Here is a 24,154-nt window from a genome sequence, read left to right as displayed (position 1 = left end):
TTCTTTATTCAGGAACACGATAGAAGCTTATGTCACCCGAACGTTTTCAACGGATCCAGTCGGTGCTGGCCACCCGCCAGCCGGATCTGACCGTCTGCATGGAAGAAGTGCACAAACCCAACAACGTGTCTGCCATCATCCGTACCGCCGATGCGGTTGGTGTCCACAAGGTCCACGCGGTGTGGCCGAAAGAAGATATGCGGGTCCTGAGCCATACCTCCGCCGGTGCCCGCAACTGGGTTGAGCTGGAAACTCATGACACCATGGTCAACGCCATGGCCACCCTCAAAAGCCAGGGGATGCAGGTCGTCGCCACCCACCTGTCAGACAGCGCAATTGATTTTCGTGACGTCGATTACACCAAACCGACCGCGATTATCCTCGGCGGCGAGAAAAACGGGATCACCGCTGAAGCGCTGTCACTGGCCGATCAGGATATCATCATTCCGATGGTCGGTATGGTACAGTCTCTCAATGTCTCGGTGGCCAGCGCCCTGATCCTCTACGAGGCCCAGCGCCAGCGTCAGGCGGTCGGGATGTATGATCGCACCACCACCCAGCTACCGGAAGCAGTGGTCCACCGGATCCTGTTTGAGCGTGGTCATCCGGTGCTGGCCAAAGTGGCCCGCCGCAAGGGCCTGCCGTATCCGCCGCTGGACGAGCACGGCCAGATCGTCGCGGACGAGCCGTGGTGGCAGACCATGCAGGCGATCGAGCCCAAAAAACGTCAACCAAAGCGCAACTAATCAGCGGAAATAGTGATGAGCGGACAACTCCTTGATACCGTCGCCCTGACCGAACTCTCCGGCGTCGGGGCCAAAATGGCAGAAAAACTGGAAAAAATCGGCCTGCACAGCGTACAGGATCTGCTGTTTCACCTGCCGCTCCGCTATGAAGACCGCACCCGGATCTGGCCCATCGCCGGCGTCCTGCCCGGCCAGCACCTCACCATTCAGGGCGAGGTGCTCAGCAACAACATCAGCTTCGGCAAACGGCGGATGCTGACCGTGAAAATCAGCGATCAGAGCGGCAGTGCCACCCTGCGCTTTTTCAACTTCAACGCGGCGATGAAAAACAGCCTGGCTGAAGGCAAGCAGGTCAAAGCCTATGGCGAAATCAAACGCGGCCAGCACGGGCTGGAGATCATCCATCCCGACTACAAAGTATTTTCCGAGCCGACCGAGCTCAGCGTCGAGGAAACCCTGACCCCGGTCTACCCGACCACTGACGGCCTGCGCCAGCTCACCCTGCGTAACCTGACCGATCAGGCCCTGGCCCTGCTCGACAAGGCCGCCGTCAGTGAACTGCTGCCCGAAGGCCTCTATGATCGCCAGATGACCCTGGCCGAAGCGCTGCACCTGATGCACCGCCCGACCCCGGATGTCTCCCTCGAACAACTGGAAGAAGGCAAACACCCGGCTCAGCAACGCCTGATCTTAGAAGAGCTGCTGGCGCAGAACCTGTCGATGCTGGCGGTGCGCAGCAAGGGCCAGCAACACCAGGCCTGGCCGCTGCCGCCAAGCCATACCCTGAAAAAGCAGCTTCTGGGCAGCCTGCCGTTCAGCCCGACCGGCGCCCAGCAACGCGTCGTGGCCGACATCGAAACCGACCTCGCCCGGCCCCATCCGATGATGCGCCTGGTACAGGGGGATGTCGGCTCGGGCAAAACCCTGGTCGCAGCCCTGGCTGCAGTACGGGCTATCGAGCATGGCTACCAGGTGGCGCTGATGGCCCCGACCGAACTGCTGGCCGAACAGCATGCGCTGAACTTCGCCAACTGGCTCAACCCGCTCGGCATTGAAGTCGGCTGGCTGGCGGGCAAGCTCAAGGGCAAGGCCCGCGAAACCGAACTGGCCCGAATTGAAAGCGGCGAAGCCAAAATGGTGGTCGGCACCCACGCCCTGTTCCAGGAGCAAGTGGTATTTCAGAACCTGGCGCTGGTGATCATCGATGAGCAGCACCGCTTCGGCGTCCATCAGCGGCTGGAGCTGCGTGAAAAAGGCGCCAGCAACGGCCACTACCCGCACCAGCTGATCATGACCGCCACCCCGATCCCGCGCACCCTGGCGATGACCGCCTATGCCGATCTCGAAACCTCGGTGATCGACGAACTGCCGCCGGGCCGGACCCCAATCCAGACCGTGGCAGTGCCCGACAGCCGCCGTGCCGACATCGTCGAACGGATCCGCGCCGCCTGCCTTAATGAAGGCCGCCAGGCGTATTGGGTTTGTACCCTGATTGATGAGTCCGAAGTGTTGGAAGCCCAGGCAGCCTCCGATACCGCTGATGAGCTGACTGCCCAGTTGCCCGAGCTCAATATCGGCCTGGTCCACGGCCGGATGAAACCGGCAGAAAAACAGGCGGTGATGAAACGCTTCAAGGACGGTGAACTGCACCTGCTGGTCGCCACCACAGTGATTGAAGTCGGGGTTGATGTCCCGAACGCCAGCCTGATGATCATCGAGAACCCCGAACGGCTCGGTCTGGCCCAGCTCCACCAGCTGCGCGGCCGTGTCGGCCGGGGCAGCGTTGCCAGCCATTGTGTGCTGCTCTACCATGCGCCGCTGTCGAAAACCGCCCAGAAACGCCTCGGGGTGCTGCGCGAAAGCAGCGACGGGTTTGTAATTGCCCAGCGCGATTTAGAAATCCGCGGTCCCGGTGAACTGCTCGGCACCAAGCAGACCGGCCTGGCTGATTTCAAAATTGCCGATCTGGTTCGCGACCAGCACCTGATCCCGCAGGTACAGAAACTGGCCCGCTATATCCACGAGCAATACCCGGACAACGCCAAGGCAATCATTACCCGCTGGCTCGGCCGGCGCGAGAACTACTCCAACGCCTGAGCCGTCCCCAAAGCTATCTCCAACGTCCAAATTTTCAGCCGGAAAGTACGCTTTCCGGCCGCAGCACCGCCACCACAGCCACTCCCGAACCGCCCCGGAAGGACAACAAAAAAGTCTGCTCAACCCAGCGCAAACGTTTGCTATTTTCTATCAAATAATTACAATAGCGCACAAAATTTCACCCACACGCACTTCTCCCGTGAACCGGCGGATCTGACTAACAGCAATCACAGAATTATTCGCTCTTTACAGGCTTTGCCCATCCAGCGCAACGCCGGGGATTAAGAAGTCCATCAAGGAAACCATGGCTATGACACGCCAACACGACGACATCGCAACACCGCAGAAATCCGATTTGATCTATCGCCTCGAAGACCGGCCACCGCTGCCACAAACCCTGTTTGCCGCCACCCAGCACCTGCTGGCCATGTTTGTGGCGGTGATCACCCCGTCGCTCATCATCTGCCAGGCCCTCGGCCTGCCGGCCAGCGACACTAACACCATTGTCAGCATGTCGCTGTTCGCCTCGGGCATCGCCTCGTTCATTCAGATCCGCACCGTCGGTCCGGTCGGCTCCGGCCTGCTGTCGATCCAGGGCACCAGTTTTAATTTCCTCGGTCCAATCATCGGTGCCGGACTGGCGATGAAAGCCGGCGGCGCGGATATCCCGACCATGATGGCGGCCATTTTCGGCACTATTCTGGCCGCGTCGCTGACTGAAGTCTTGATTTCCCGCGTACTGCAACATGCCCAGCGCGTGATCACGCCGTTGGTTTCGGGCATTGTCGTCACCCTGATCGGCCTGACCCTGATCCAGATCGGCCTCACCTCCATGGGCGGCGGCTACGCGGCGATTGAAAACGGCAGCTTCGGCAGCCTGGATAACCTGATGCTGGCCGGCACGGTACTGGGCCTGATTGTCCTGCTCAACCGGGTGAAGAACCCGTACCTGCGTGTCTCTTCGATTATGATTGCGATGGCCGCCGGGACCCTGCTGGCGTGGGGCACCGGGATGCTCGATACCGCCCGCGTTGCCGACACCGGCCTGATCGCCGTGCCGCTACCGATGCAATACGGCCTCGGCTTTGACTGGTCGCTGCTGATCCCGCTGGTGATCGTGTTTGCCATCACCTCACTGGAAGCGATCGGCGATATTACCGCCACCTCCGAGACCTCCGAGCAACCCGTTGCCGGCCCGGTCTATCTGAAGCGGATCAAAGGCGGCGTGCTGGCCGACGGCATCAACTCGGCCCTGGCCGCAGTGCTCAACAGCTTCCCGAACTCCACCTTCAGCCAGAACAACGGCATTATCCAGCTGACCGGGGTCGCCAGCCGCTACATCGGCTACTTCGTCGCGGGTATGCTGGTACTGCTCGGCCTGCTGCCAAGCGTAGCCAATTTAGTCCAGCTGATCCCGGAGCCGGTGCTCGGCGGCGCGACCATTGTGATGTTCGGCACCATTGCCGCCTCCGGGGTCCGGATCATTTCTCGTTGCGACCTCGACCGCCGGGCAATTCTGATCATGGCGCTGTCGTTTTCCATGGGCCTGGGCATTGCCCAGAAGCCGGAAATCCTCCAGTTCATGCCAGAGTGGATCCAGAGCATCCTGTCCTCCGGGATGGCTGCCGGCGGGATCACCGCGATTGTGCTCAACCTGGTACTGCCGGAAGAAAAATAATCTCTCCGACTGCCAGATAAATAAGCCACACACAAAAATCGAGTAGGAGGAGGCCTCACGGCCTCCGTCCTCTCACACCACCGTACAAGCGTGGGTCGCATACGGCGGTTCCGAATATATTTTCAGTGACTCGTACCCATCTCGCAACGAGTACAGACCCATCTCCTTGAACCATTTCATTGGCATGGCCTGATTGAGCTGGGGCGATAAAGCCAAGTGCCACCACCCTTTATCTGACATCGCCAGCTTCCACGCATTGCGTTCGCTTACACCCTCTTGGCGTAACCATGTCGCTATGCTGTATCTGCGCTTGCGCTGCTTGAGGCGATAGCACCGTAAGCGCCGCCTTATCCATTCATCCAAGCGCTGCATCGCGCTTTTCCGTATGGCAAGCTTGAAATAGTGTTGCCAACCTCTTAGGTATTGAGTGAGTTCGACTAGGACTGTCTTCAACTCTCGCCCTCGATTCCGCTTCGTTATTTGACGCACTCGCTTCTTCATCTGAGTTTGTGCTGTCTTCGAGATATAGATGCTTCCATCTCGGTGAAAGCGATGGCCTAGGTAAGTCCGCTCTGTCACTCTCGTTGCCGCACTTTTCTCACGGTTAACCCTGAGTTTCAGTTTCTGCTCCAAGAACTCCGTGATTGAGGCTTTTACTCGATTGGCGGCTTCCTTACTGTGCACGTAGATTTGGCAGTCGTCTGCATATCGGCAGAACTTATGCCCTCTTCGCTCAAGCTCTTTATCCAACTCATCTAATACGATATTTGATAGCAGCGGAGATAATGGTCCACCCTGTGGCGTCCCTCGTTGCCTCTGCTCAACTAACCCGTTTCGCATTATGCCTGCCTGTAGGTATGACCTGACCAGCTTCAGGACCCGTTTATCTGTGATGTCCTCCGATAGCCTGTGCATCAGTTTATCGTGGTTCACAGTATCGAAGTATTTCGCCAGGTCTATGTCGACTACATAACCCCGCCCCTCCCTGATGTAGTGGCTTGCTGCCACCAATGCATGGTGGGCACTGCGGTTAGGCCTGAACCCATAACTGTTGCTTGAGAACTGAGGTTCGTAGATATCTGTCAGTACTGAGGTAATGGCCTGTTGGACTACCCTATCAAGTACAGTTGGGATACCTAGCTGCCTCACTCCCCCGCTGGGTTTGGGAATTTCTACACCCAGAACGGGTTGCGGTTGGTAGCTCCCGTCCAGAAGGCTCTGGCGGAGCGCTTGCCCATTAGAAGACTGCCGAAGCATCGAGATAGTCGCTGTTATGTCGAGTTTATCAACCCCAGCACATCCCTTGTTCTTCTTCACTCTTCTCAGGGCTTGGTTCAGATTTGTTGAGGAGCAGATCCGCTCCATCAACTGAGTTGAGGTCACCAAGACTCGTCCTCCTGTCTACGCCGATCATGCTTGTCATTCTTCGTGGCCATGAGCGTCACTTGCGGTGTTGCCCAGTAGTACGTAGAGATGTTGTTCATCTTGCTATGACCCCACATGATTGAGTGTCTAGTGACTGCTTCTTGATATATTCAGTTCCGGCCTTCCCTTGGGTTGTACTTCCCCAAGGTACTATGCCTTCTGCTGACTTCTTATTACCCGTCACACAACATCACTGTTGTATTAGTCTCATCCGAGACAGGTCGTAAGATCTCCCGAGGTAAGACGTTGTTCTTTCCCTTGGCTGTGCCTGATTTACCCGTACACACTTCCCGTCGAGGCATTGGGCTGTTCTATATATTGCTAGGTTACCCAAGTTGTACTGGCCTACTATCAGGTTTCTGTTCGTCACACCCAAGTTTTGCCGTTTGCTTCCTTCAGATCCCACCTCACGGTGGGCACCCTTGCATAGGCTAACGGTTCTCGCTCGACTGAGCCCGTAGAGGACTTTCACCTCCTAGAACAACGCCATGCTCGGCGCACAAAGAAAAGCGCCGGCATCACTGCCGGCGCTTTTTAGTTTTGATCCGATTTGTTTTGACCCGGCGCGCGGCGCGCCCGGATCTTAATGTTTTTTACCGTTCTGGATCGGCAGGCCAACCTGCACTTTCAGGCCACCGCTACTACGGTTGGTGACCAGAATACTGCCCCCGTGCTGGTCGATGATCCGCTTGACGATGGCCAACCCAAGCCCGGTTCCTTCCGCCTCGCTACCACGGGCACTATCGCCCCGGGTCAGCGGCTGGAACATCTTCGCAACCTGATCCGGCGCAATGCCAGGCCCGTCATCTTCGACGCAGAACCACGCAGTCTGGCGATCGGCCGCGACCCCGCTGGAAACCCTGACCCACCCTTTGCCGTAACGCAGTGCATTGATCACCAGGTTGGCTACCGAGCGCTTAATTGCCACCGGGTTACCGCGCACGACGCAGGGGATCGGATTCAAATCCAGCGCAACCTCCTGTTCATAACCGCCTTCGGCTTCCGCCACCTCCTGCAACAACCCGTTCAGATCCAGGCTTTCCTGCTCCTGCAACTGGGTTGATTTAAGATACTCCATGAACTGGCTGATGATCGCGTTGCACTCTTCGGTATCCTTTATCATGCTCTCGGCCAGATAGCTGTCCTCCGGCGACATCATCTCAGTGGCCAGCCGGATCCGGGTCAGCGGCGTGCGCAAGTCATGGCTGACCCCCGCCAGCAACAATGCCCGGTCGTCTTCCAGTTGCTGGATCCCCTCCGCCATCTTGTTAAAGGCCCGGGTCACCGCGCGGATCTCCGAGGCGCCCCGCTCCGGCAAATGCGGCGGAGTGCCGCCCTGGGCAACCTGCAACGCCGCCTGCTCCAGCGCCACCAACGGCCGGTTCTGAATTTTAATAAACAGCCAGCCACCGGCGATCACCATCAAGGCGATAATCAGACTGTAGTGAAACAGCGGCGAAAAATCCTCTTCCTGCAGCTCCGAGAGCGGGATCCGCATCAGGTAGCCCGGCATCGCATCGCACTTCATCCACAACACATAACTGTCAGCCCCCAGCACCAGGCGCACTTCGGTCGGCACCTCCAGCTCCCGGGTCATTTCCTCGCTGAGATAGTCAATCCGGGTGGCCTGGTGATACTCCTCCAGCGAGTCACTGTCTTCGTTGTGCAACGTCACGCCCAGTTGCTCCAGCAGCTGCCGCCGCAACGGCGTGTCAAGGTGGAAGGTATGGCCGTCCGCCAGCTCAACGTCTTCTTTGAGCATCAGCCGGACTTCATAAGCCAGGATCCGGTTAAACTGCTGCAAACTGGGCAGCAGGGCGTAATTGAGCACCGCCAGGTAAGAAAAAATCTGGCTGGCTATCAACAGACCAGCCAGCAGAATCAGGGTGCGGGCAAACGTACTGCGAGGGGACATCCGCATGGCTGCGTCCTTTTTTATGCCTCACTGCCGTCAGGCACAAACACATAGCCCAGCCCCCAGACGGTCTGGATGTAGCGCGGGCGGCTCGGGTCATCTTCAATCATCCGGCGCAGGCGCGAGATCTGAACGTCAATCGAACGCTCCATAGCCGAGTACTCGCGGCCGCGGGCCATGTTCATCAGCTTATCGCGCGACATCGGCTCGCGGGCATTGGTCACCAGGGCCTTGAGCACCGCAAATTCGCCCGAAGTCAGCGGCATCGCTTCCTCGCCGCGGAACATCTCTCGGGTGCCGAGGTTGAGTCGGAACTCACCGAACTCGATGACTTTGCTGTCAACGCTCGGGGCGCCCGGAGCCTCAATGGTCTGGCGACGCAACACCGCCCGGATCCGGGCCAGCAGCTCGCGCGGATTAAACGGCTTGGGCAGATAATCATCGGCGCCGACTTCCAGCCCGACAATCCGGTCGACTTCGTCGCCCTTGGCAGTCAACATCAGGATCGGCAGCATGTTGTTGGCATTGCGCAGCCGGCGGCAAATCGACAAACCGTCTTCGCCCGGCAGCATCAGATCCAGCACCATCAGGTGAAAATTCTCGCGGGACAGCAAGCGATCCATTTGCTCGCCATTGGCGACACTGCGCACCTGGAAGCCCTGCTCCGACAGATACCGCTCCAGCAGCGCCCGCAGACGCATATCATCATCAACAACCAGAATCTTGAAATTTTCCTGCATATCTCACCTTTATCGCTCAGGTTCTCGAGCACTGGCACCATTCTACTGAACTCGCACGGCCGAGCACGGCCTGAAAGTGCCGCAAAACGGCCCAAAATTGTTACCGATTATGTCCAAATCTCTTTGCTGATCATAGGCCATCCGCTCAATCATCATCGAATGCTGTCACCCTACTCCGCACATCGGTCCGCACTGTCACGAAGCGCCAGCCTTCATATTGACGTCATCGGCAAAGCATTGGAAGATGCAGGGAGCAAAAGTTCAGGACAACCGTATGAAAACTAACTTAATCACCCGCGAGGGCTATGACAAGCTGAAAGAGGAGCTGGATTTCCTCTGGAAAGAAGAGCGCCCGGAAGTCACCAAGAAAGTTACCTGGGCCGCCAGCCTCGGCGATCGCAGTGAAAATGCCGATTACCAGTACAACAAAAAACGCCTGCGCGAAATTGACCGCCGGGTCCGCTACCTGCGCAAGCGCCTGGAGCAGGTCCAGGTGGTCGACTACTCGCCGCAGCAGGACGGCAAGGTTTTCTTCGGCGCCTGGGTCGAGATAGAAAACGAAGACGGCGAAGTCAAAACCTTCCGCATCGTCGGCCCGGACGAGATCTACGGCCGCAACGACTACATCTCCATCGACTCGCCGATGGCCCGGGCGCTGCTGAAAAAAGAAGTCGACGACGAGTTTGAAGTCAATACCCCCGCCGGTAAGAAAGAGTGGTTCGTCAACGCCATTCGCTATCAGTAATCCCGGTTTTCCTCGCCGATATTCTCCGTCAGTTTAATCCGTCCGGCGCCGGGTCGCGCTGGGCGTTTGGTGATAAAAGCGTTTGTAGGCGCGGGAAAAACCGGACAGCTGGGCAAAACCAACCTCGGCAGCCAGCTCGGTCAGCGGCATCCTGGTTTCTAACAGCAACTGCCGGGCCCGCCGCATCCGCCGCTGCATCACATACTGCTGCGGGGTGATCCCGAACTGACGCTGGCACAGGCAGTAAAAATGACTCTCGCTCAGGTGCATCGCGCTGGCCATCGCCGCGTTGCTGAGCGGCGAGGACAGCCGTTGATCAATCAACATATTGAGCGCCTGCTCTTCGAGACGGCTGTGGTTCAGCACCCGCGCCACCGACGGCGCGTGCATCTGGCCGAACTGGGTCAGAAACAGCGAAATCAGCTGGCAATGGAGCTGCGGGCTGATCTGCGCTCCGGCGCGGCGGAGCTGGTGGGCGGCAAAATCAAGCAGCGGCTGGCTGTCCGGGGTCAGGGTCAGAAAATGCGGCTGGCTGAACAGGGTGCTCAGCAGCGGCTGCTCGCACGCCTGCTCCAGCGCCTGGAGATAGGGATCGGCCGGTGCCAGATCGATCACCAGCAATTCACTGTCTTCACTCAACCCGTTGAAGAAATGTGGTGCGCTGTCCGGGACAATCGCAATCCCGCCATGGACCAGCCGGCCCTGCTCACGTTCAAACTCACACGCCATCTGCCCGCGCCAGCCCAGCAGAACCTGGGCAAAGGCATGCTGGTGATCCCCCTGCTGCCGGGCAATTAAATTTCTTCTGATCTGACTCCGTTCCACCCGAACCCCCGCACTTACACGTCTTTTGCAACAGCTCAGGAGTCTGAGCTAACAACACCATAGTCTCAGGCAAATGCCCGCTTTTATTTGCCGATAAAATAACAATACATTAACAGGGAAGGAAGTCAGAAATGCAACTCAACCAGAATCAAGTCCAGGACGCACTGCCGTGGCAGCCACTGATCGACGCGCTGCGCACCATGTTTACCCGCGATGTGGTTTCGCCGATCCGCCATCACCATACCCTGTCGGTGCCCGAAAGTCCGGATGCCACCCTGCTGCTGATGCCGGCCTGGCTGCCCGGCGAATACCTCGGGGTCAAGCAGGTCAACGTCTTTCCCGGCAACAGTGCCAAGAACCTGCCGGGTCTGAGCAGCAACTACCTGCTAAGCTGCGGCCAGACCGGGCAACTGCTGGCCCAGATTGACGGCAACGAGCTCACGGCCCGCCGCACGGCCGCGGCTTCCGCGCTGGCTTCGAGCTACCTGTCACGCGAAGACAGCCGAACCATGCTGATGGTCGGTGCCGGCCGGGTGGCCCGCCGCCTGATCCCGGCCCACATGAGCGTTCGCCCGCTCGACACCATCCATATCTGGGATATCAACCAGGCCGCCGCCAAACAACTGGCAACCGAGCTGCGCGACCGCGGCATCAATGCCAGCGCCTGCACCGACGCTGAACTGGAAAGCGTGGCCCGCGAAGCGGATCTGATCAGCTGTGCCACCCTCTCGACCACCCCGATCATCAAGGGGGCCTGGCTCAAACCCGGCGCCCACCTCGATCTGGTCGGCAGTTTCACCCCGACCATGCGCGAAGCCGATAACGAAGCGATGCAACGCGCGGCGCTGTTTGTCGATGTCAAAGCCGCCGCCCTGGTCGAAACCGGAGAGCTGATCCTGCCGATCCAGGATGGCGCTATTGACGAGAGCCATATTCTTGCCGGCTTTGCCGAACTCTGCAGCGGCGCCCATACCGGCCGCGCAGCACTGGCAGCGCCGGACACGGCGATCACCGCCTTTAAATCGGTCGGCGATTCGCGCGAAGATCTCGCCGCCGCCGTGCTGGCCTACCAGCAAATGGCCTGAGTGCCCGCAGCGATACGGGAGCCAGGACACTGATGCCGGCTCCCGCCTGCACCCGGATCCGCCCGGGCCCGAACCTTGAAAGGATGCAGCATGATGAAACAGAATACCTCAGACTTTTCCGCCGTCCCGCATCTGGGCGTGGCGATCATCCCGATTTTTCTGACTATTGGCTTACTGGCCATCCAGATTTTTTACTACGACGACTTTACCCCGCATATTGCGCTGGCGATAGGCTTTGCCATCACCGCGCTGGTCGGCTGGTATCAGGGACTGCGCTGGCAGGAGATTGAAGCCGGTGCATTTCGCGTACTGCACATCGCCATGCCGTCGATCGCTACCCTGATCGTGGTCGGGATGCTGGTCAGTACCTGGATAGCCAGCGGCACGGTTCCGACCCTGATCTATTACGGCCTGGCCCTGATCGACCCGAGCTGGTTCCTGGCCGCCACCATGCTGCTCTGCTCGCTGGTCTCGCTGTCGATTGGCTCGAGCTGGACCACGGTCGGTACCGTTGGCCTGGCGCTGGTCGGCATCGGCTATGCGTTTGGGATCCCAGCCTACTGGACCGCCGGCGCCGTGGTCTCCGGTGCCTTCTTCGGCGACAAGGTTTCCCCGTTGTCCGATACCACCAACCTGGCTGCGGCGGTGACCGAAACCAATGTGTTTGCCCATATCCGCAACATGATGCCGACCACGATCCCGGCGATGCTGATCGCCCTGACCATCTATGCGGTCATTGGCGGGACCAGCAGTGCCGATCCGTCGCAACTGGCCCATATCACCGACATCCGTCAGGGGCTGGAAGCACAGTTTGAGCTGGGTTTCCTGCCACTGCTGCCGCTGGGGGTGGTCATGGCGCTGGCCTTTTGCAAAGTGGCCCCAATCCCGGCCCTGTTTACCGGTTTTATCCTCGGGGCATTGGTCGCGGTTCACCAATACAGCTACAACCTCAATGAAATCCTGACTTTTGCCCACAGCGGCTTTAAAATCGAGACCGGTACCCAGGCCCTCGACAGCCTGCTCAACCGCGGGGGTGTCTCTTCCATGACCTGGGTGATCACCCTGATGATGTTTGCCCTTGCGTTCGGCGGCGCCCTGGAGCGCACCGGCTGTCTGGAGTCTGTGGTCAGCGCCATTATGCGCACCACCCGCCGTTTCCGCGGCCTGCAGACCAATGCCATCCTGACCTCGATCGCCACCAATGCCGTCTCCGGCGACGTCTACCTGTCGATTGCCCTGCCGGGCCGGATGTTCGGGTCGGAATACGATAAGCTGGGCTACAGTCGGCTCAACCTGTCGCGGGCGATTGAAGAAGGCGGTACCCTGGTCTCGCCGCTGATCCCCTGGAATGCCGGCGGCGCCTTTGTCATGGGTACCCTCGGCCTGGCCGTCGCCCCGGGCGATTACAGTGCCCTGCTGTATATCCCGCTGGCTTTTGCCTGCTGGCTCTCCCCGGCAATCGGCATTCTCTACGCCCAGACCGGCTGGTTTTCGCTCCGCGCGTCCCAACCGACGCAGGATGAAGCTTCACCGGCCCCGTCCGCGGCACACTCATAATCATTCAGTTATCGCACAAAGGAGCGCAAGCCATGACCAATCTATCCTCACCAGCTGTATCCCGGGGCCCGCTTGCGGTCGTCGGTGCCGGTGTGGTCGGGCTCTGTACGGCGCTGGAAGCCCAGCGCCATGGCTATACCGTCACCCTGATCGATCGCAACGCCCCCGGTACCGGCGCTTCGTTCGGCAATGCCGGCTACCTGGCAACCGAACTGGTCGACCCGCTGGCGACCCCGGCGACCCTGGCCGGCGCCCCGGCGATGTGGCTCGACCCCAAGGGCCCGCTGTCGCTGCCACTACGCTACCTGCACCGGGCACTGCCCTGGCTGGCGCGCTTTCTCCGCGCCGCCGCACCAGGCCGTGTTGAGCACAGCCGGGCCGCCCTGACGGCCCTGAACCGGGCCGCAGTTCCGGCCTGGCAGCGCTGCCTGGCAGATATCGGCGCCACCGAGCAGCTCGTGCCTTCAGGCTACCTGCTGGTGTGGGAATCCCCCGACAAGCTTGAGGCCGCCCGTGACCATGCCCGCGACCTGGCCAAGCAGGGGATCACGACTGAGCTGCTCCAGGGCGAAGCGCTGGCGGCTAAGGAGCCGGAGCTGGCAGAGCGCCTCAGCCACGCGCTATATTTTCCGGATGCCTGCCGGGTCCGCGATCCCTTCCAGTTATCGCAATTACTACAGGCGGCGTTTGAAGCCCGCGGTGGCCAGATCCTGAGCCGGGAGATCCGCGACATCACCCTCCAGGCCAACCGGGTCCAGCTCGAGACCCTTGATGGAGGCACTTTTGATACCGAGCAGGCGATCATCTGCACCGGCGCGTGGAGCAAAGCGTTGTTGCAGCAAGTCGGGCTCAGCGTGCCGCTGGAAGCCGAGCGCGGTTATCACCTGACTATTGAAGCCGAACACATCACTCTCAATCACCCCATCGGCTCTGCCGAGCGACGCTTTGTCATGAGTCCGCTCGACAGCGGCTTGCGGGTAGTCGGGATCACCGAAATCGGCGGCCTGACCCTGCCGCCCCTGGCCCGGGGTTTTGCGGCCCTACGTCATCACAGCCGCCAGTTGCTCCGTCGCCTCGACGATCCGGCGCTGACAGTCAGCGAATGGATGGGCCACCGGCCGACACTCCCGGACTCCCTGCCGGTGATTGACCGTCATCCGACCCACCCCCACCTGCTGTTTGCTTTCGGCAATCAGCACCTGGGGTTGACCCAGGCAGCCGTCAGCGCCGAACTGGTGGTCAGCCTGCTGCGCAGGCAAGCACCGGCGATCGACCCGACGCCCTTCCGGGTCGATCGCTTCTAAGCTCGTTCCCATCCAGCCCATCTTCACCGGCGGCCGCACCGGCCGCCCTATCCCCCAGTGAATACCGATGCCAAATACCACAACCGGCACCGGGCTCACACTGACAGAGCCCTGACAGATCTCAACTTGCCTCCGCCCCATTCGCCCGTAGAATGGAGGCACAAACGACAACAAGAGAAACAACGGATGAGCAACACGATCAACCAGACGATTGCCCGTGAACTGACGGTGCGCCCGGAACAAGTTACGGCAGCCGTCACCCTGCTCGATGACGGCAATACGGTCCCTTTTATCGCCCGTTACCGTAAGGAAGTCACCGGCGGGCTGGATGATACCCAGCTGCGCAACCTGGAATCCCGCCTCGGTTACCTGCGGGAAATGGAAGACCGCCGCCAGGTGATTTTGAAATCCATCAGTGAACAAAACAAGCTGACCCCGGCGCTGGAAGCGGAAATCAAGGCCGCGGACAGCAAAACCCGGCTCGAAGATCTCTACCTGCCTTACAAACCCAAGCGCCGCACCAAAGGCCAGATTGCGATTGAAGCCGGCCTTGAGCCGCTGGCCGACAGCCTGTGGACCAACCCGAGCCAGATCCCGGAAGCCGCGGCGGAAGCTTATATTGATACAGACAAAGGCGTCGCCGATACCAAGGCCGCCCTCGACGGTGCCCGTGCTATCCTGATGGAGCGCTTTGCCGAAGATGCCGCGCTGCTGGATAAAATCCGCCGCCACCTGCAACACCAGGCCGAGCTGAGCGCCACGGTCGTCGACGGCAAGGCGCAGGAAGGCGCCAAATTCAAAGATTACTTCGAGTACAGCGAAGCACTGAAAAACATTCCGTCACACCGCGCCCTGGCCCTGTTCCGCGGCCGCAACGAAGGCGTGCTGCAACTGACCCTCATCGCCGACCCGAACCAGGAAGCAGGCACCCGCGGCTCCTACTGCGAAGTGATGATTGCCGAGCACTACGGCATCACCCTCGGTACCCAGCCTGCCGACAGCTGGCGCAAGCAGGTGATCAGCTGGGCCTGGCGGATCAAAATCCTGATGCACATGGAAACCGAGCTACTGAGCGCCCTGCGCGAGAAAGCCGAAGACGGCGCGATGCAGGTATTTGCCGATAACCTCAAAGACTTGCTGATGGCTGCACCAGCGGGCCCGCGCGTCACGCTGGCACTGGACCCGGGTCTGCGGACCGGCTGTAAAGTGGCGGTCGTCGATCAGACCGGCAAGCTGCTCGATACCGCGACGATTTACCCGCACCAGCCACAGCGCCAGGTCGCCCAGTCCGAAGCGACGGTGTTGGCCCTGATCGCCAAACACGACGTCGATCTGATCGCGATTGGTAACGGTACTGCTTCACGTGAAACCGACAGCTTTGTCACCACCCTGCTCAAAGACAACAACCTCAAGATCCAGAGCGTGATGGTGAGCGAGGCCGGTGCCTCGGTCTATTCAGCCTCCGAACTGGCTGCCAACGAGTTCCCGAACCTGGACGTCTCGCTGCGCGGCGCGGTGTCGATTGGCCGCCGCCTGCAGGATCCGCTGGCCGAGCTGGTGAAAATCGATCCGAAATCGATCGGGGTGGGCCAGTACCAGCACGATGTCAGCCAGAGCATGCTGGCCAAGCGGCTCGATGCCGTGGTCGAAGACTGCGTCAACGCCGTCGGCGTGGACGTCAATACAGCATCTGCGGCACTGCTGACCCGAGTGGCCGGCCTGAACAACACCATCGCCCAGAACATCGTCAACTACCGCGATGAAAACGGCCGCTTTGAAGCCCGCACCACGCTGAAGAAGGTCGCCCGCCTGGGGCCGAAAGCCTTCGAGCAGTGTGCCGGTTTCCTGCGCATCATGAACGGCAAGAACCCGCTCGACAGCTCGGCGGTGCACCCGGAATCTTACGCGGTGGTGAAAAACATCGCTGCGGCGAACGACAAAGCGCTGGATGCAATCATCGGCAACAGTGACTTCCTCAAAGGCCTGAAGCCTGCGGACTATACCAATGAGCAATTCGGCCTGCCGACAGTGACTGATATTATCAGTGAGCTGGACAAACCGGGCCGCGACCCGCGACCGGAATTTAAAACCGCGACCTTCGCCGAAGGTGTTCACGAGGTGAAAGATCTGATCCCGGGCATGGTATTGGAAGGGGTAATCACCAATGTGACCAATTTCGGTGCCTTCGTCGATATCGGTGTCCACCAGGATGGCCTGGTGCATATCTCTGCACTGTCGGACAAGTTTGTCTCTGATCCGCGCGAAGTGGTCAAAGCCGGCGATATCGTCAAGGTGAAGGTGATGGAAGTCGATCTGCAGCGCAAACGAATTGGCCTGTCGATGCGCCTCAACGATGAGCCGGGCCAGGAAAAAACGAGCCGCAAACCGCAAGGCCAACGCCAGCAACCCCGTGAGCAGCGCCAGTCCCGGAGTAAGAACGATCAGGGCGGCAACAGCGCCATGGGCGGCGCCTTCGCGGCCGCATTCGCCAACGCCAGGAAAAAATAGTCCGGGCAATCGCAATTATTCATGCCCCGATCCAAAAGAGCCAGCATCATGCTGGCTCTTTTTTAATCCCGACCCGTGGCGCCATTTGCAGCCAATACCGGCAATACACTAAAGGATCACCAGATATTCCGTCGGCGGGTTGGGCACCGTCGCCTGGGCATAGCGGTGGGCCACCACACCTTTGATCCGCTCGGTCTCACTGATCTTTTCCAGCTCTTCGAGTAAATTGCGCGGCAGCTGAATATGCATCGAATAACCCAGCTCACTAACATCACCCATATAGCTGTCGGCTGACAACGCCTTGACTAACTGCTCGAGGTCATCCTGATAACCATACTGCTGCTCGCGTACCGCCGCCTCGTGATAATCCGGATGCTCACTGGGATCCCAAGCCGGTTTTTTCAGCTGTTTCTCATCGCTGCTGAGCGGCTTTTCCCGCGCAGACTCCGCCGTCTGGGTCGGCGGGACGATTTTTTCACGGACACGATTATCCCGCGCCACCTGCTCGGTCGGCGGGTTCACGGACGGCGCAATCGTCGGCGCGCCGGCTTGTGTAGGGGAAACGATCATGCTGATGTACATCTCCAGACATCAGCTGATGGGGGCATCAGATCACCGCCAGCAGCACCGTCGCCACCGTACCCAATGCCGACAAGCCCTGCCCGGCACTATAGTACTCGTCATCGTGTTGCTTCACGCTATCGGGGTGATCCAATCCTAGCGCCCCATAGGCAAACGACTCCGCTTTCTTGGTCGTTTGGGCTATGTCACCAGCCTCTGTATTCTTGTTATTTGCCTCTTCTAGCCGGGCTTCGGCCCCCTGGCGTCGCTTCGCCTCGCTCGAAAGCGAGACGGTATCGTCCCCGTTACCTGTCCTTCTGGCCGACTCACCCGAAGGGGCTGCAGTTTGCGCCCCCCGCATGGCGGGCGATGCCTTCAAAATAACCGGGGTGTAGCCCGTTGTCTTTGCAACAATTCCAATTGTCATTATGGCTCCTCTCCGTCACAGAGCAACTCCATTTGATATATATCGGCACCCGGCTGCAAAAGTTGAGCAAAAAAGCACCGATCTGCCTCACACATGACAACATGAAACGCCAGGACCGCCGCCCAGGATTAAGGCGCCTGGACAAACTCGCAAACAGTGCGGACAAAATCTTCCGGATGCGAGATAAACGGCGCGTGCGAGGCCGCGGCAAAAATCTGCCGCTGCGACTGCGGTGCCAGCACGTCCAGCGCACTGGCCACCTTGACCGGCACCAACCCGTCGAGCCGACCATAAAGGCGCAGCCAGGGCTGGGTGATTTGTCCCAGTTGCTCACGCAGATCCACCCCGGCCAACACGTCCAACCCAGCAGCCAAAGCCTGCGGGCACGGCTGCGGGCGGGAGAACACCGCTTGTTTCAGTTGCTTGATATCCTGGCGCGCGGTCGCACTACCCATCGCCTGCAAGGCCATGAAGCGCTCCACCGTTAACTGGAAGTCCTCGCTCAGCTGACGTTGAAAATCACTCAGTACCTTCGGCTGGATCCCCCGCCATGTGTGTTCGGCTGCAAACCGCGGCGAGCTGGCCACCGTCACCAACTGGCTCACCCGTTCCGGAGCCAGCAGGGCCGCTTGTTTGGCCACCAGTCCCCCCAGAGACCAGCCGAGCCAGATTGCAGACGCTGGTGAACTTTCAAGCAACAGCTGTGCCATTTCTTCAAGGCTTTTCGCGCCCAGATCGCGGCTGTGGCCGTATCCCGGCAGATCGACCCGGTGGACCCGAAAGTGCGGCGTCAGCATCGGCAGCAGCGCCTGCCAGACCGCCCCGTTCATTCCCCACCCATGAATGAGAACCAGATCCGAACCCTGACCTTCCGTTTCCCAGTGCAGCTTGGCTGTCATTTACACTTCCTCTATCAACCGCAATACCGGCTATCATACCAAACCGGCCCCCATTCTGATCGCACCAGGTGGTCGAATCTGTCTGCTAGCCCCGCTCCGGAGGTGTGAATGGATTTGTATCGCCTGCTCGGCCAACTGATGGCCCGAACGCCGCGCCAGTGTCAGCTGTGCCAGCTCCCCCTGGGCCGGGAAGAGCTATTGTGGTGCCGGCATTGCCAGGCCCGTTTTCCCCGGCCGCCCTACTGTCACCGCTGCGGCGCCACCACACCCACCCCGACCAGCGCCTGCGGCCGTTGCCTGAGCGACCCGCCGCCCTGGCAGCAGTGCTACCGTCTCGGCGAATACCATTTTCCGCTCAACCAGTTGATCCACCAGCTTAAATTCAGCGGCAAGTTCTGGCTGGCCGAGCCGCTGGGTCAGTTGCTGGCGCGCGAAATCACCGTCCCCGCTCCGGTCCTGATCCCTGTCCCGATGCATCGGCGCCGGCGGCTGCACCGTAGCTTCAACCAAAGCACCCTGCTAGCGCAGGCCGTCGCCCGGGCACTGGGCAGCACCTGTCACGGCAACGCACTGAGGCGGGTTCGGCATACCCCGCCCCAACGCGCACTCAGCCGTCGCGAGCGCCAGCAGAATCTGCACCAGGCTTTTATACTCAATACAAGGGCGCTGCCCGAACATGTGGCGCTGGTTGATGATGTGATCACCACCGGCAGCACCCTGGCCGAACTGACCCGGCTGCTGCTGGCGCATGGGTGCCAGCAGGTGGATATCTATTGTCTCTGCTATACGCCGGCGCCCGGCCAGACGTCCCGCTGAGCCACTTCCCGGACCATATGCAGAGTCACCAGCCGCATCCGTAAAATGTGATGCAACCATCGCCGAAACGATTAGGGGATGATACAAAGGCTATCTCGGAGTAGAATAGAATTAATCTTACTAACTAAGTCAGGTATTACGTCGTGTCTATGATTACTATTTCAGAAAGTGCGGAGCAGCACTTCGGCAAACTTCTTGCCCAACAGGCTGAAGGGACCAATATCCGTGTATTCGTGGTTAATCCGGGTACGCAAAACGCAGAGTGCGGCGTATCCTACTGCCCGCCGGAAGCCGTGGAAGCCAGTGATACCGAAATTAAGTTTGGTCTGTTTTCGGCGTTCATTGATGAGCTCAGCCTGCCGTTCCTGGAAGATGCTGAAATCGACTTTGTGACGGACAAAATGGGCTCGCAGCTGACCCTGAAAGCGCCGAATGCCAAAGTGCGCAAGGTATCGGACGATGCCCCGCTGATGGAGCGTGTGGATTATGTGATCCAAACCCAGGTGAACCCGCAACTGGCCGGTCACGGCGGCCATGTCTCTCTGGCAGAAATCACCGAAGACGGGGTGGCGATCCTGCAATTCGGCGGCGGTTGTAACGGCTGCTCTATGGTGGACGTGACCCTCAAAGAAGGGATCGAAAAAGAGCTGCTGGCGCAGTTTGAAGGCGAGCTGACCGGTGTCCGCGATGTCACCGAACACGCCCGCGGTGAACACTCTTACTACTAGATCGGACGACGCTGCTCAGCCCACCGCTGAGCCTCGCGCCAAGTATGAATAAGCGAGAGCCGGGCTCTCGCTCTATTCACGCTCAGCCGTCAGGAGCCGATCACGGTGATCGTCACTTTGCGGCGCCCCCACTGTTTCGCCGCCCGGATATCTTTACCCATATAGATATCAATTTTGCGCGTCCAGCGCTTGTTCATTTTGTCCATTACCACATATTCTCCCGGCAGACCGGAGATCTTCACCCGGGTGCCGTGCCCGATCCCCAGACGCAGCAGATCACGGGAAACCGCAATCACTTTCATCCCGGGCTTGAGGCGATCGCCCCAGGCGGCAAGCGTGGGATTCGAATTGGTTTGGGCCCGGACCGAGTTGTATGCGGTCGCGGTAACCTGAAGCTTTTTCCCGACCAGACTCGCCTCGGCAGCACCGCCGCCCAGCATTATGATTGTCAACAACAGACCGATTACTGCTTTCCTCATCCTCTACTACCACTTGCTCAAAAAACCACCATTTTAAGCAATTTTATCCTGTAGCAGATAGGCTTTTTTTGTGTAAAGTTTGGTCAACAGCGCTTGAAAAAACTTAACTTGTTGTTAGGAAATATGAATTCATCGGGCCTAGCCGGTTTCCTCAGCAGCCAGAAACGTATTCTTTTGCCACTGGTAGGCCAGCACGATCGCCAGACCAACGCCACGCATCGCCAGGAACACCAGCATCGCTGCCCATAAGCCATGATTGCCCCAATCCATTAGCAACCACCAGGTGATGAAAAAGCTGCTGGTGGCCAGAAACATGCTATTACGCATCTCCCGCCCTCGCGTAGCCCCGATAAAGATGCCATCGAGCAGAAAACACCACATCGCCACCAACGGGACTGCCGCCAGCCACGGCAGATAACGCGCCGCTTCCGCCCGTACCGCCGGGATATCGGAGATCAGGCTGACAATGTCGCGGCCGAAGCAGGCAAAGGCCAGGGTCATCAGCAGTGAGATGATCAGGCTCCAGAAGGTGGTGCCAATCAGCGACCGCCCCAGCAGCTCGCGGCTGCGCGCGCCGATCGCCTTACCGACCATCGCCTCCATCGCATAGGCAAACCCGTCCATGGCGTAGGAGACCAGCATCAAAAAGCTCATCAGCACTGCATTGGCGGCCACTACGGTATCGCCGAGGCTGGCCCCGTGGAAGGTCATAAAGGAAAACGCCAGTTGCAGACAGAGGCTGCGCAGGAAAATATCACGATTGAGTTTGAGCAGCCGCCCCATGCCATGGCGTACCGCGCCAAGCTGGCTTTTCAACGCCGGCAACGCATAGGCGCGCCATTGCCGGGCAACAAACCACAACCCCAGTGCCAGCCCGCTATAATCGGCGATCACCGAGGCGGCAGCAGCGCCGCGTACCTGCCAGCCAAAGCCGAGCACAAACAGCAGATCGAGCAGGATATTGACCACATTGGTAATGATCAGCAGCCACATCGGCAAGCGGGCGTTCTGGGTGCCAAGCAGCCAGCCCATGATCACCAGATTGGCCAGAGCCGCGGGCGCGCCCCAAATCCGGATCGAGAAATACTGCCCGGCATAGGTTTTGACTTCCGCGCTGGCACTGCTGAAATGGAAAATCAGTTCCGCCAGCGGCTGGTGAATAACAATCAGGATCAACGCCAGCAGCCAAGCCAGTGCCAGCCCCTGGATCAGATAACCGGCCTGCGCGGCTTTGTCACCGGCACCATAGGCCTGCGCACTGAGGCCGGTGGTGGCCATGCGCAGAAATCCCAGCAACCAGAAGGTCACATTGATCATGGTCCCGCCGACCGCGACCCCACCGAGGAACCAGGCATGCTCCAGATGGCCGATCACTGCCGCATCGACCAACCCGAGCAGCGGCACCGTAATGTTGGACAACACCATCGGCAGGGCCAGGGAAAACACCTGGCGATGTAGCGACAAATCCCTTAAAGCAGTCAGCACTCTCAACCTCAAACGCTTTGCCCGCCGCGTATCGGCAGGCTGTTTCAATCAGGCAGACAGTGTAGCGGCTTGCCGGCAACGACGAAACTGCCAGGAGCAGTTTCGGACCGAAGCCGGTTACATGGACTGGGATTATGAAGCAGCGTTAAAGGCACCGACTCATCGCAGCAAGACCAGCAACCAGTGATCGCCGAGCAATACCACAAACAAGCCAAGCAAATGCCAGATCGAGTACTTGAACGTGGCCCAGGCATGGCCCGGCGCATCGGCAAATTTGAGCTTCAGGGCATAAGCAACAAACCCCAGGTTCAGCACGCTGCTGCCCGCGAGGTAGAACAGCCCGCTCATCCCGGTCAGCCAGGGCAGCAAACCGACCAGTACCAGCATCACGGTATAGAGCAGCACCATGGTTTTGGTAAATTCAATGCCGTGGGTGACCGGCAGCATCGGGATCCCGGCCCGGGCATAATCCGCTTTGCGATGGATCGCCAGCGCCCAGAAATGCGGCGGAGTCCAGGTAAAGACCAACATCACCAGCAACAGTGCGTGAGGGTCGAATTGCCCGGTCACTGCGGTCCAGCCCAGCAAGGGCGGCGCTGCACCTGCCAAACCGCCAATCACGATATTCTGCGGCGTGGCGTGCTTGAGCCAGACGGTATACACCACCGCATAACCCACCAGGCTGGCAAAAGTCAGCCAAGCGGTCAGGGCATTGAGCTGCCACAGCAACACAAAACCGAACACCATCAGCACGGTTGCAAAAACGACAGCGCGACCCGTGGCAATCCGCCCTTTGGCCAACGGCCGATGATGAGTGCGCGCCATCTGGGCATCAAACCGGCGATCCAGGACATGGTTGAAAGCCGCCGCCGCTGCCGACTGCAAGCCGATCCCAGCCAGCCCCAGCACCACCGCCTTGAGCGGCGGGATCCCGGGCACCGCCAGGCACATCCCGACCAAAGCGGTCAGGAGCAGCATCGCGACCACCTTGGGCTTGGTCATGGTCAGGTAATCCTGCCACGCGCCGGGCCGGACCATGGTTCCTTTGACATGCGCCCGCCCCGCGGTCTGAAATAACTTTGCCATCTGCTCAGCCCTCCCTTGCGATGTTCAAGTGCATCCCCGGCGGTACCCGACAGCTGAAGATGGCGTAATTGGTCGCTACCAACGTCAACAACAACAGCACGCCGACCAGATTGTGCCCCACGGCGACCATCAGCGGCAGGCTGGCGACCACATTGGTGATCCCCAGGGTCAATTGCAATGCCAGCAACCCACCCACCAGCAGCGACAGCGATCGCAGCCGGACCGACTGCCACAACTTCCAGCTCAGCAAACCCAGCACCAGTGCCGTGACCACCGCCCCCAGGCGATGAGTGACATGGATCGACACCCGCTGCTCGAAATTCAGCACCCCGTACTGGTAGCTGTCGTGCGGTGGTTGGATCGGATGGAATGCCGAAGCATCAAACTGCTGCACCCAGTCCACTTCACAGACCGGGAGCTGGGTACACACCACCGCGGCATAATTGGCAGCGGTCCAGCCGCCAAGCGCAACTTGGATCAGGGTCACCAGCAACGCCAGGGCCGCCAGCCAAGTCAGCCCCCCCATGTTTCTTGCCGGCGTGGCCCGTCCGGGGTGGCCTCGGACCCGGCGCCGCACCCGCATTGCCAGCAGCAGCAGCAAACCAGCAGTAGTAAAGCCGCCCAGCAAATGTCCCATCACAACAATCGGCTTCAACGCCATGGTGACCGTCCACATCCCGAGCAACGCCTGGAAAACCACCAGCCCCAACAACAGCGCCGGCAACCCGCGCGGCAGCTCTCGGTGGCGCCAGGCCACCAGGTTAAGTACTAAAATCAGGATCCCCAGCCCCCCGGCAAAATAGCGGTGGATCATCTCATTCCAGGCCTTGTCCATCTCCAGCGGCGCATGGGGAAATGCTGCCTGAGCCTGCACATGCTGCGCCGGCGTCTGCGGCACGACCGCAAAGCCGTAGCAGCCGGGCCAGTCCGGGCAACCCAGCCCGGCCTCCGTCAGGCGGGTATAGGCCCCCAAAACGATCACCCCGAGCGACCATACCAACGTCAGATACACCAGGTATTGATATCGTCTCCAGCGCATAGGCTCTCC

The 24,154-nt window shown here is 59.7% G+C and carries 21 protein-coding genes; 10 read left to right on the top strand and 11 right to left on the bottom strand.

The window, feature by feature from the left end; translation table 11 throughout:
• Nucleotides 1-29: 29 nt before the first annotated feature.
• The 3 genes from trmH to NNL38_RS00660 all read left to right on the top strand — a co-directional run bounded on the left by trmH (nt 30) and on the right by NNL38_RS00660 (nt 4,521).
• Nucleotides 30-746, top strand: a complete 717-nt coding sequence (gene trmH / locus NNL38_RS00670; protein ID WP_255389128.1) for a tRNA (guanosine(18)-2'-O)-methyltransferase TrmH — start codon at nt 30-32, stop codon at nt 744-746.
• A 15-nt stretch (nt 747-761) separates the two neighbouring features.
• Nucleotides 762-2,843, top strand: coding sequence for an ATP-dependent DNA helicase RecG (recG, locus tag NNL38_RS00665; RefSeq protein ID WP_255389127.1), 2,082 nt, complete (start codon nt 762-764; stop codon nt 2,841-2,843).
• A gap of 310 nt (nt 2,844-3,153) precedes the next feature.
• Nucleotides 3,154-4,521, top strand: a complete 1,368-nt coding sequence (locus NNL38_RS00660) for a uracil-xanthine permease family protein (RefSeq protein WP_255389125.1) — start codon at nt 3,154-3,156, stop codon at nt 4,519-4,521.
• Nucleotides 4,522-4,593: 72 nt separating this feature from the next.
• Here NNL38_RS00660 and ltrA read toward each other — a convergent pair whose 3' ends face one another.
• The 3 genes from ltrA to ompR form a co-directional block, all read right to left on the bottom strand.
• Nucleotides 4,594-5,886: a group II intron reverse transcriptase/maturase gene (gene ltrA / locus NNL38_RS00655; protein WP_369414609.1), complete on the bottom strand. Its 1,293-nt coding sequence runs from the start codon at nt 5,884-5,886 to the stop codon at nt 4,594-4,596.
• A 643-nt stretch (nt 5,887-6,529) separates the two neighbouring features.
• Nucleotides 6,530-7,867 (bottom strand): two-component system sensor histidine kinase EnvZ, encoded by a 1,338-nt coding sequence (envZ, locus tag NNL38_RS00650; RefSeq protein ID WP_255389124.1) that lies wholly within the window; start codon nt 7,865-7,867, stop codon nt 6,530-6,532.
• A gap of 14 nt (nt 7,868-7,881) precedes the next feature.
• On the bottom strand, nt 7,882-8,601 hold the full coding sequence (gene ompR, locus NNL38_RS00645) for an osmolarity response regulator transcription factor OmpR (protein ID WP_255389123.1): 720 nt from the start codon (nt 8,599-8,601) through the stop codon (nt 7,882-7,884).
• A gap of 274 nt (nt 8,602-8,875) precedes the next feature.
• On the opposite strand from ompR, the gene greB reads away from it, so the two are divergent.
• Nucleotides 8,876-9,346: a transcription elongation factor GreB gene (greB, locus tag NNL38_RS00640; RefSeq protein WP_255389122.1), complete on the top strand. Its 471-nt coding sequence runs from the start codon at nt 8,876-8,878 to the stop codon at nt 9,344-9,346.
• A 33-nt stretch (nt 9,347-9,379) separates the two neighbouring features.
• Here greB and NNL38_RS00635 read toward each other — a convergent pair whose 3' ends face one another.
• Complete coding sequence (locus NNL38_RS00635; RefSeq protein ID WP_255389121.1) at nt 9,380-10,171, bottom strand: helix-turn-helix transcriptional regulator; 792 nt, start codon at nt 10,169-10,171, stop codon at nt 9,380-9,382.
• Between the two features lie 131 nt (nt 10,172-10,302).
• Here NNL38_RS00635 and lhpI point away from each other — a divergent pair, with 131 nt between their 5' ends.
• From lhpI to NNL38_RS00615, 4 genes are all read left to right on the top strand, one after another.
• Nucleotides 10,303-11,256: a bifunctional Delta(1)-pyrroline-2-carboxylate/Delta(1)-piperideine-2-carboxylate reductase gene (gene lhpI, locus NNL38_RS00630; RefSeq protein WP_255389120.1), complete on the top strand. Its 954-nt coding sequence runs from the start codon at nt 10,303-10,305 to the stop codon at nt 11,254-11,256.
• A 90-nt stretch (nt 11,257-11,346) separates the two neighbouring features.
• Nucleotides 11,347-12,813, top strand: coding sequence for a Na+/H+ antiporter NhaC (gene nhaC, locus NNL38_RS00625; protein ID WP_255389119.1), 1,467 nt, complete (start codon nt 11,347-11,349; stop codon nt 12,811-12,813).
• Nucleotides 12,814-12,845: 32 nt separating this feature from the next.
• Nucleotides 12,846-14,117 (top strand): NAD(P)/FAD-dependent oxidoreductase, encoded by a 1,272-nt coding sequence (locus tag NNL38_RS00620; RefSeq protein ID WP_255389118.1) that lies wholly within the window; start codon nt 12,846-12,848, stop codon nt 14,115-14,117.
• 186 nt (nt 14,118-14,303) lie between these two features.
• Entirely contained in the window at nt 14,304-16,625 is a 2,322-nt protein-coding gene (locus NNL38_RS00615) for a Tex family protein (RefSeq protein WP_255389117.1), read from the top strand.
• 108 nt (nt 16,626-16,733) lie between these two features.
• Here the strand turns inward: NNL38_RS00615 and NNL38_RS00610 are convergent, their stop codons facing one another.
• The 3 genes from NNL38_RS00610 to bioH form a co-directional block, all read right to left on the bottom strand.
• Nucleotides 16,734-17,195, bottom strand: coding sequence for an ATP-dependent Lon protease (locus NNL38_RS00610; protein ID WP_255389116.1), 462 nt, complete (start codon nt 17,193-17,195; stop codon nt 16,734-16,736).
• Between the two features lie 37 nt (nt 17,196-17,232).
• On the bottom strand, nt 17,233-17,613 hold the full coding sequence (locus tag NNL38_RS00605) for a hypothetical protein (protein WP_255389115.1): 381 nt from the start codon (nt 17,611-17,613) through the stop codon (nt 17,233-17,235).
• 128 nt (nt 17,614-17,741) lie between these two features.
• The gene (gene bioH, locus NNL38_RS00600) at nt 17,742-18,512 is read right to left on the bottom strand and encodes a pimeloyl-ACP methyl ester esterase BioH (protein WP_255389114.1); all 771 of its coding nucleotides are present in this window, start codon (nt 18,510-18,512) and stop codon (nt 17,742-17,744) included.
• 108 nt (nt 18,513-18,620) lie between these two features.
• On the opposite strand from bioH, the gene NNL38_RS00595 reads away from it, so the two are divergent.
• Nucleotides 18,621-19,328 (top strand): ComFC family protein, encoded by a 708-nt coding sequence (locus NNL38_RS00595; RefSeq protein ID WP_255389113.1) that lies wholly within the window; start codon nt 18,621-18,623, stop codon nt 19,326-19,328.
• 149 nt (nt 19,329-19,477) lie between these two features.
• Nucleotides 19,478-20,056, top strand: a complete 579-nt coding sequence (gene nfuA, locus NNL38_RS00590; protein WP_255390525.1) for a Fe-S biogenesis protein NfuA — start codon at nt 19,478-19,480, stop codon at nt 20,054-20,056.
• Between the two features lie 89 nt (nt 20,057-20,145).
• Here nfuA and NNL38_RS00585 read toward each other — a convergent pair whose 3' ends face one another.
• From NNL38_RS00585 to NNL38_RS00570, 4 genes are all read right to left on the bottom strand, one after another.
• Nucleotides 20,146-20,496: a 3D domain-containing protein gene (locus tag NNL38_RS00585; protein WP_255390524.1), complete on the bottom strand. Its 351-nt coding sequence runs from the start codon at nt 20,494-20,496 to the stop codon at nt 20,146-20,148.
• Nucleotides 20,497-20,673: 177 nt separating this feature from the next.
• Entirely contained in the window at nt 20,674-22,020 is a 1,347-nt protein-coding gene (dinF, locus tag NNL38_RS00580; RefSeq protein ID WP_255389112.1) for an MATE family efflux transporter DinF, read from the bottom strand.
• Between the two features lie 159 nt (nt 22,021-22,179).
• The gene (cyoE, locus tag NNL38_RS00575) at nt 22,180-23,058 is read right to left on the bottom strand and encodes a heme o synthase (RefSeq protein ID WP_255390523.1); all 879 of its coding nucleotides are present in this window, start codon (nt 23,056-23,058) and stop codon (nt 22,180-22,182) included.
• A gap of 52 nt (nt 23,059-23,110) precedes the next feature.
• Nucleotides 23,111-24,145 (bottom strand): COX15/CtaA family protein, encoded by a 1,035-nt coding sequence (locus tag NNL38_RS00570; RefSeq protein ID WP_255389111.1) that lies wholly within the window; start codon nt 24,143-24,145, stop codon nt 23,111-23,113.
• Nucleotides 24,146-24,154 lie beyond the last annotated feature (9 nt).

The sequence above is a fragment of the Photobacterium atrarenae genome (assembly GCF_024380015.1).
Lineage (GTDB): Bacteria > Pseudomonadota > Gammaproteobacteria > Enterobacterales > Vibrionaceae > Photobacterium > Photobacterium atrarenae.
The sequence above is the reverse complement of the archived record's forward strand: the minus strand, read 5'-3'. Positions and strand labels throughout refer to the sequence as shown.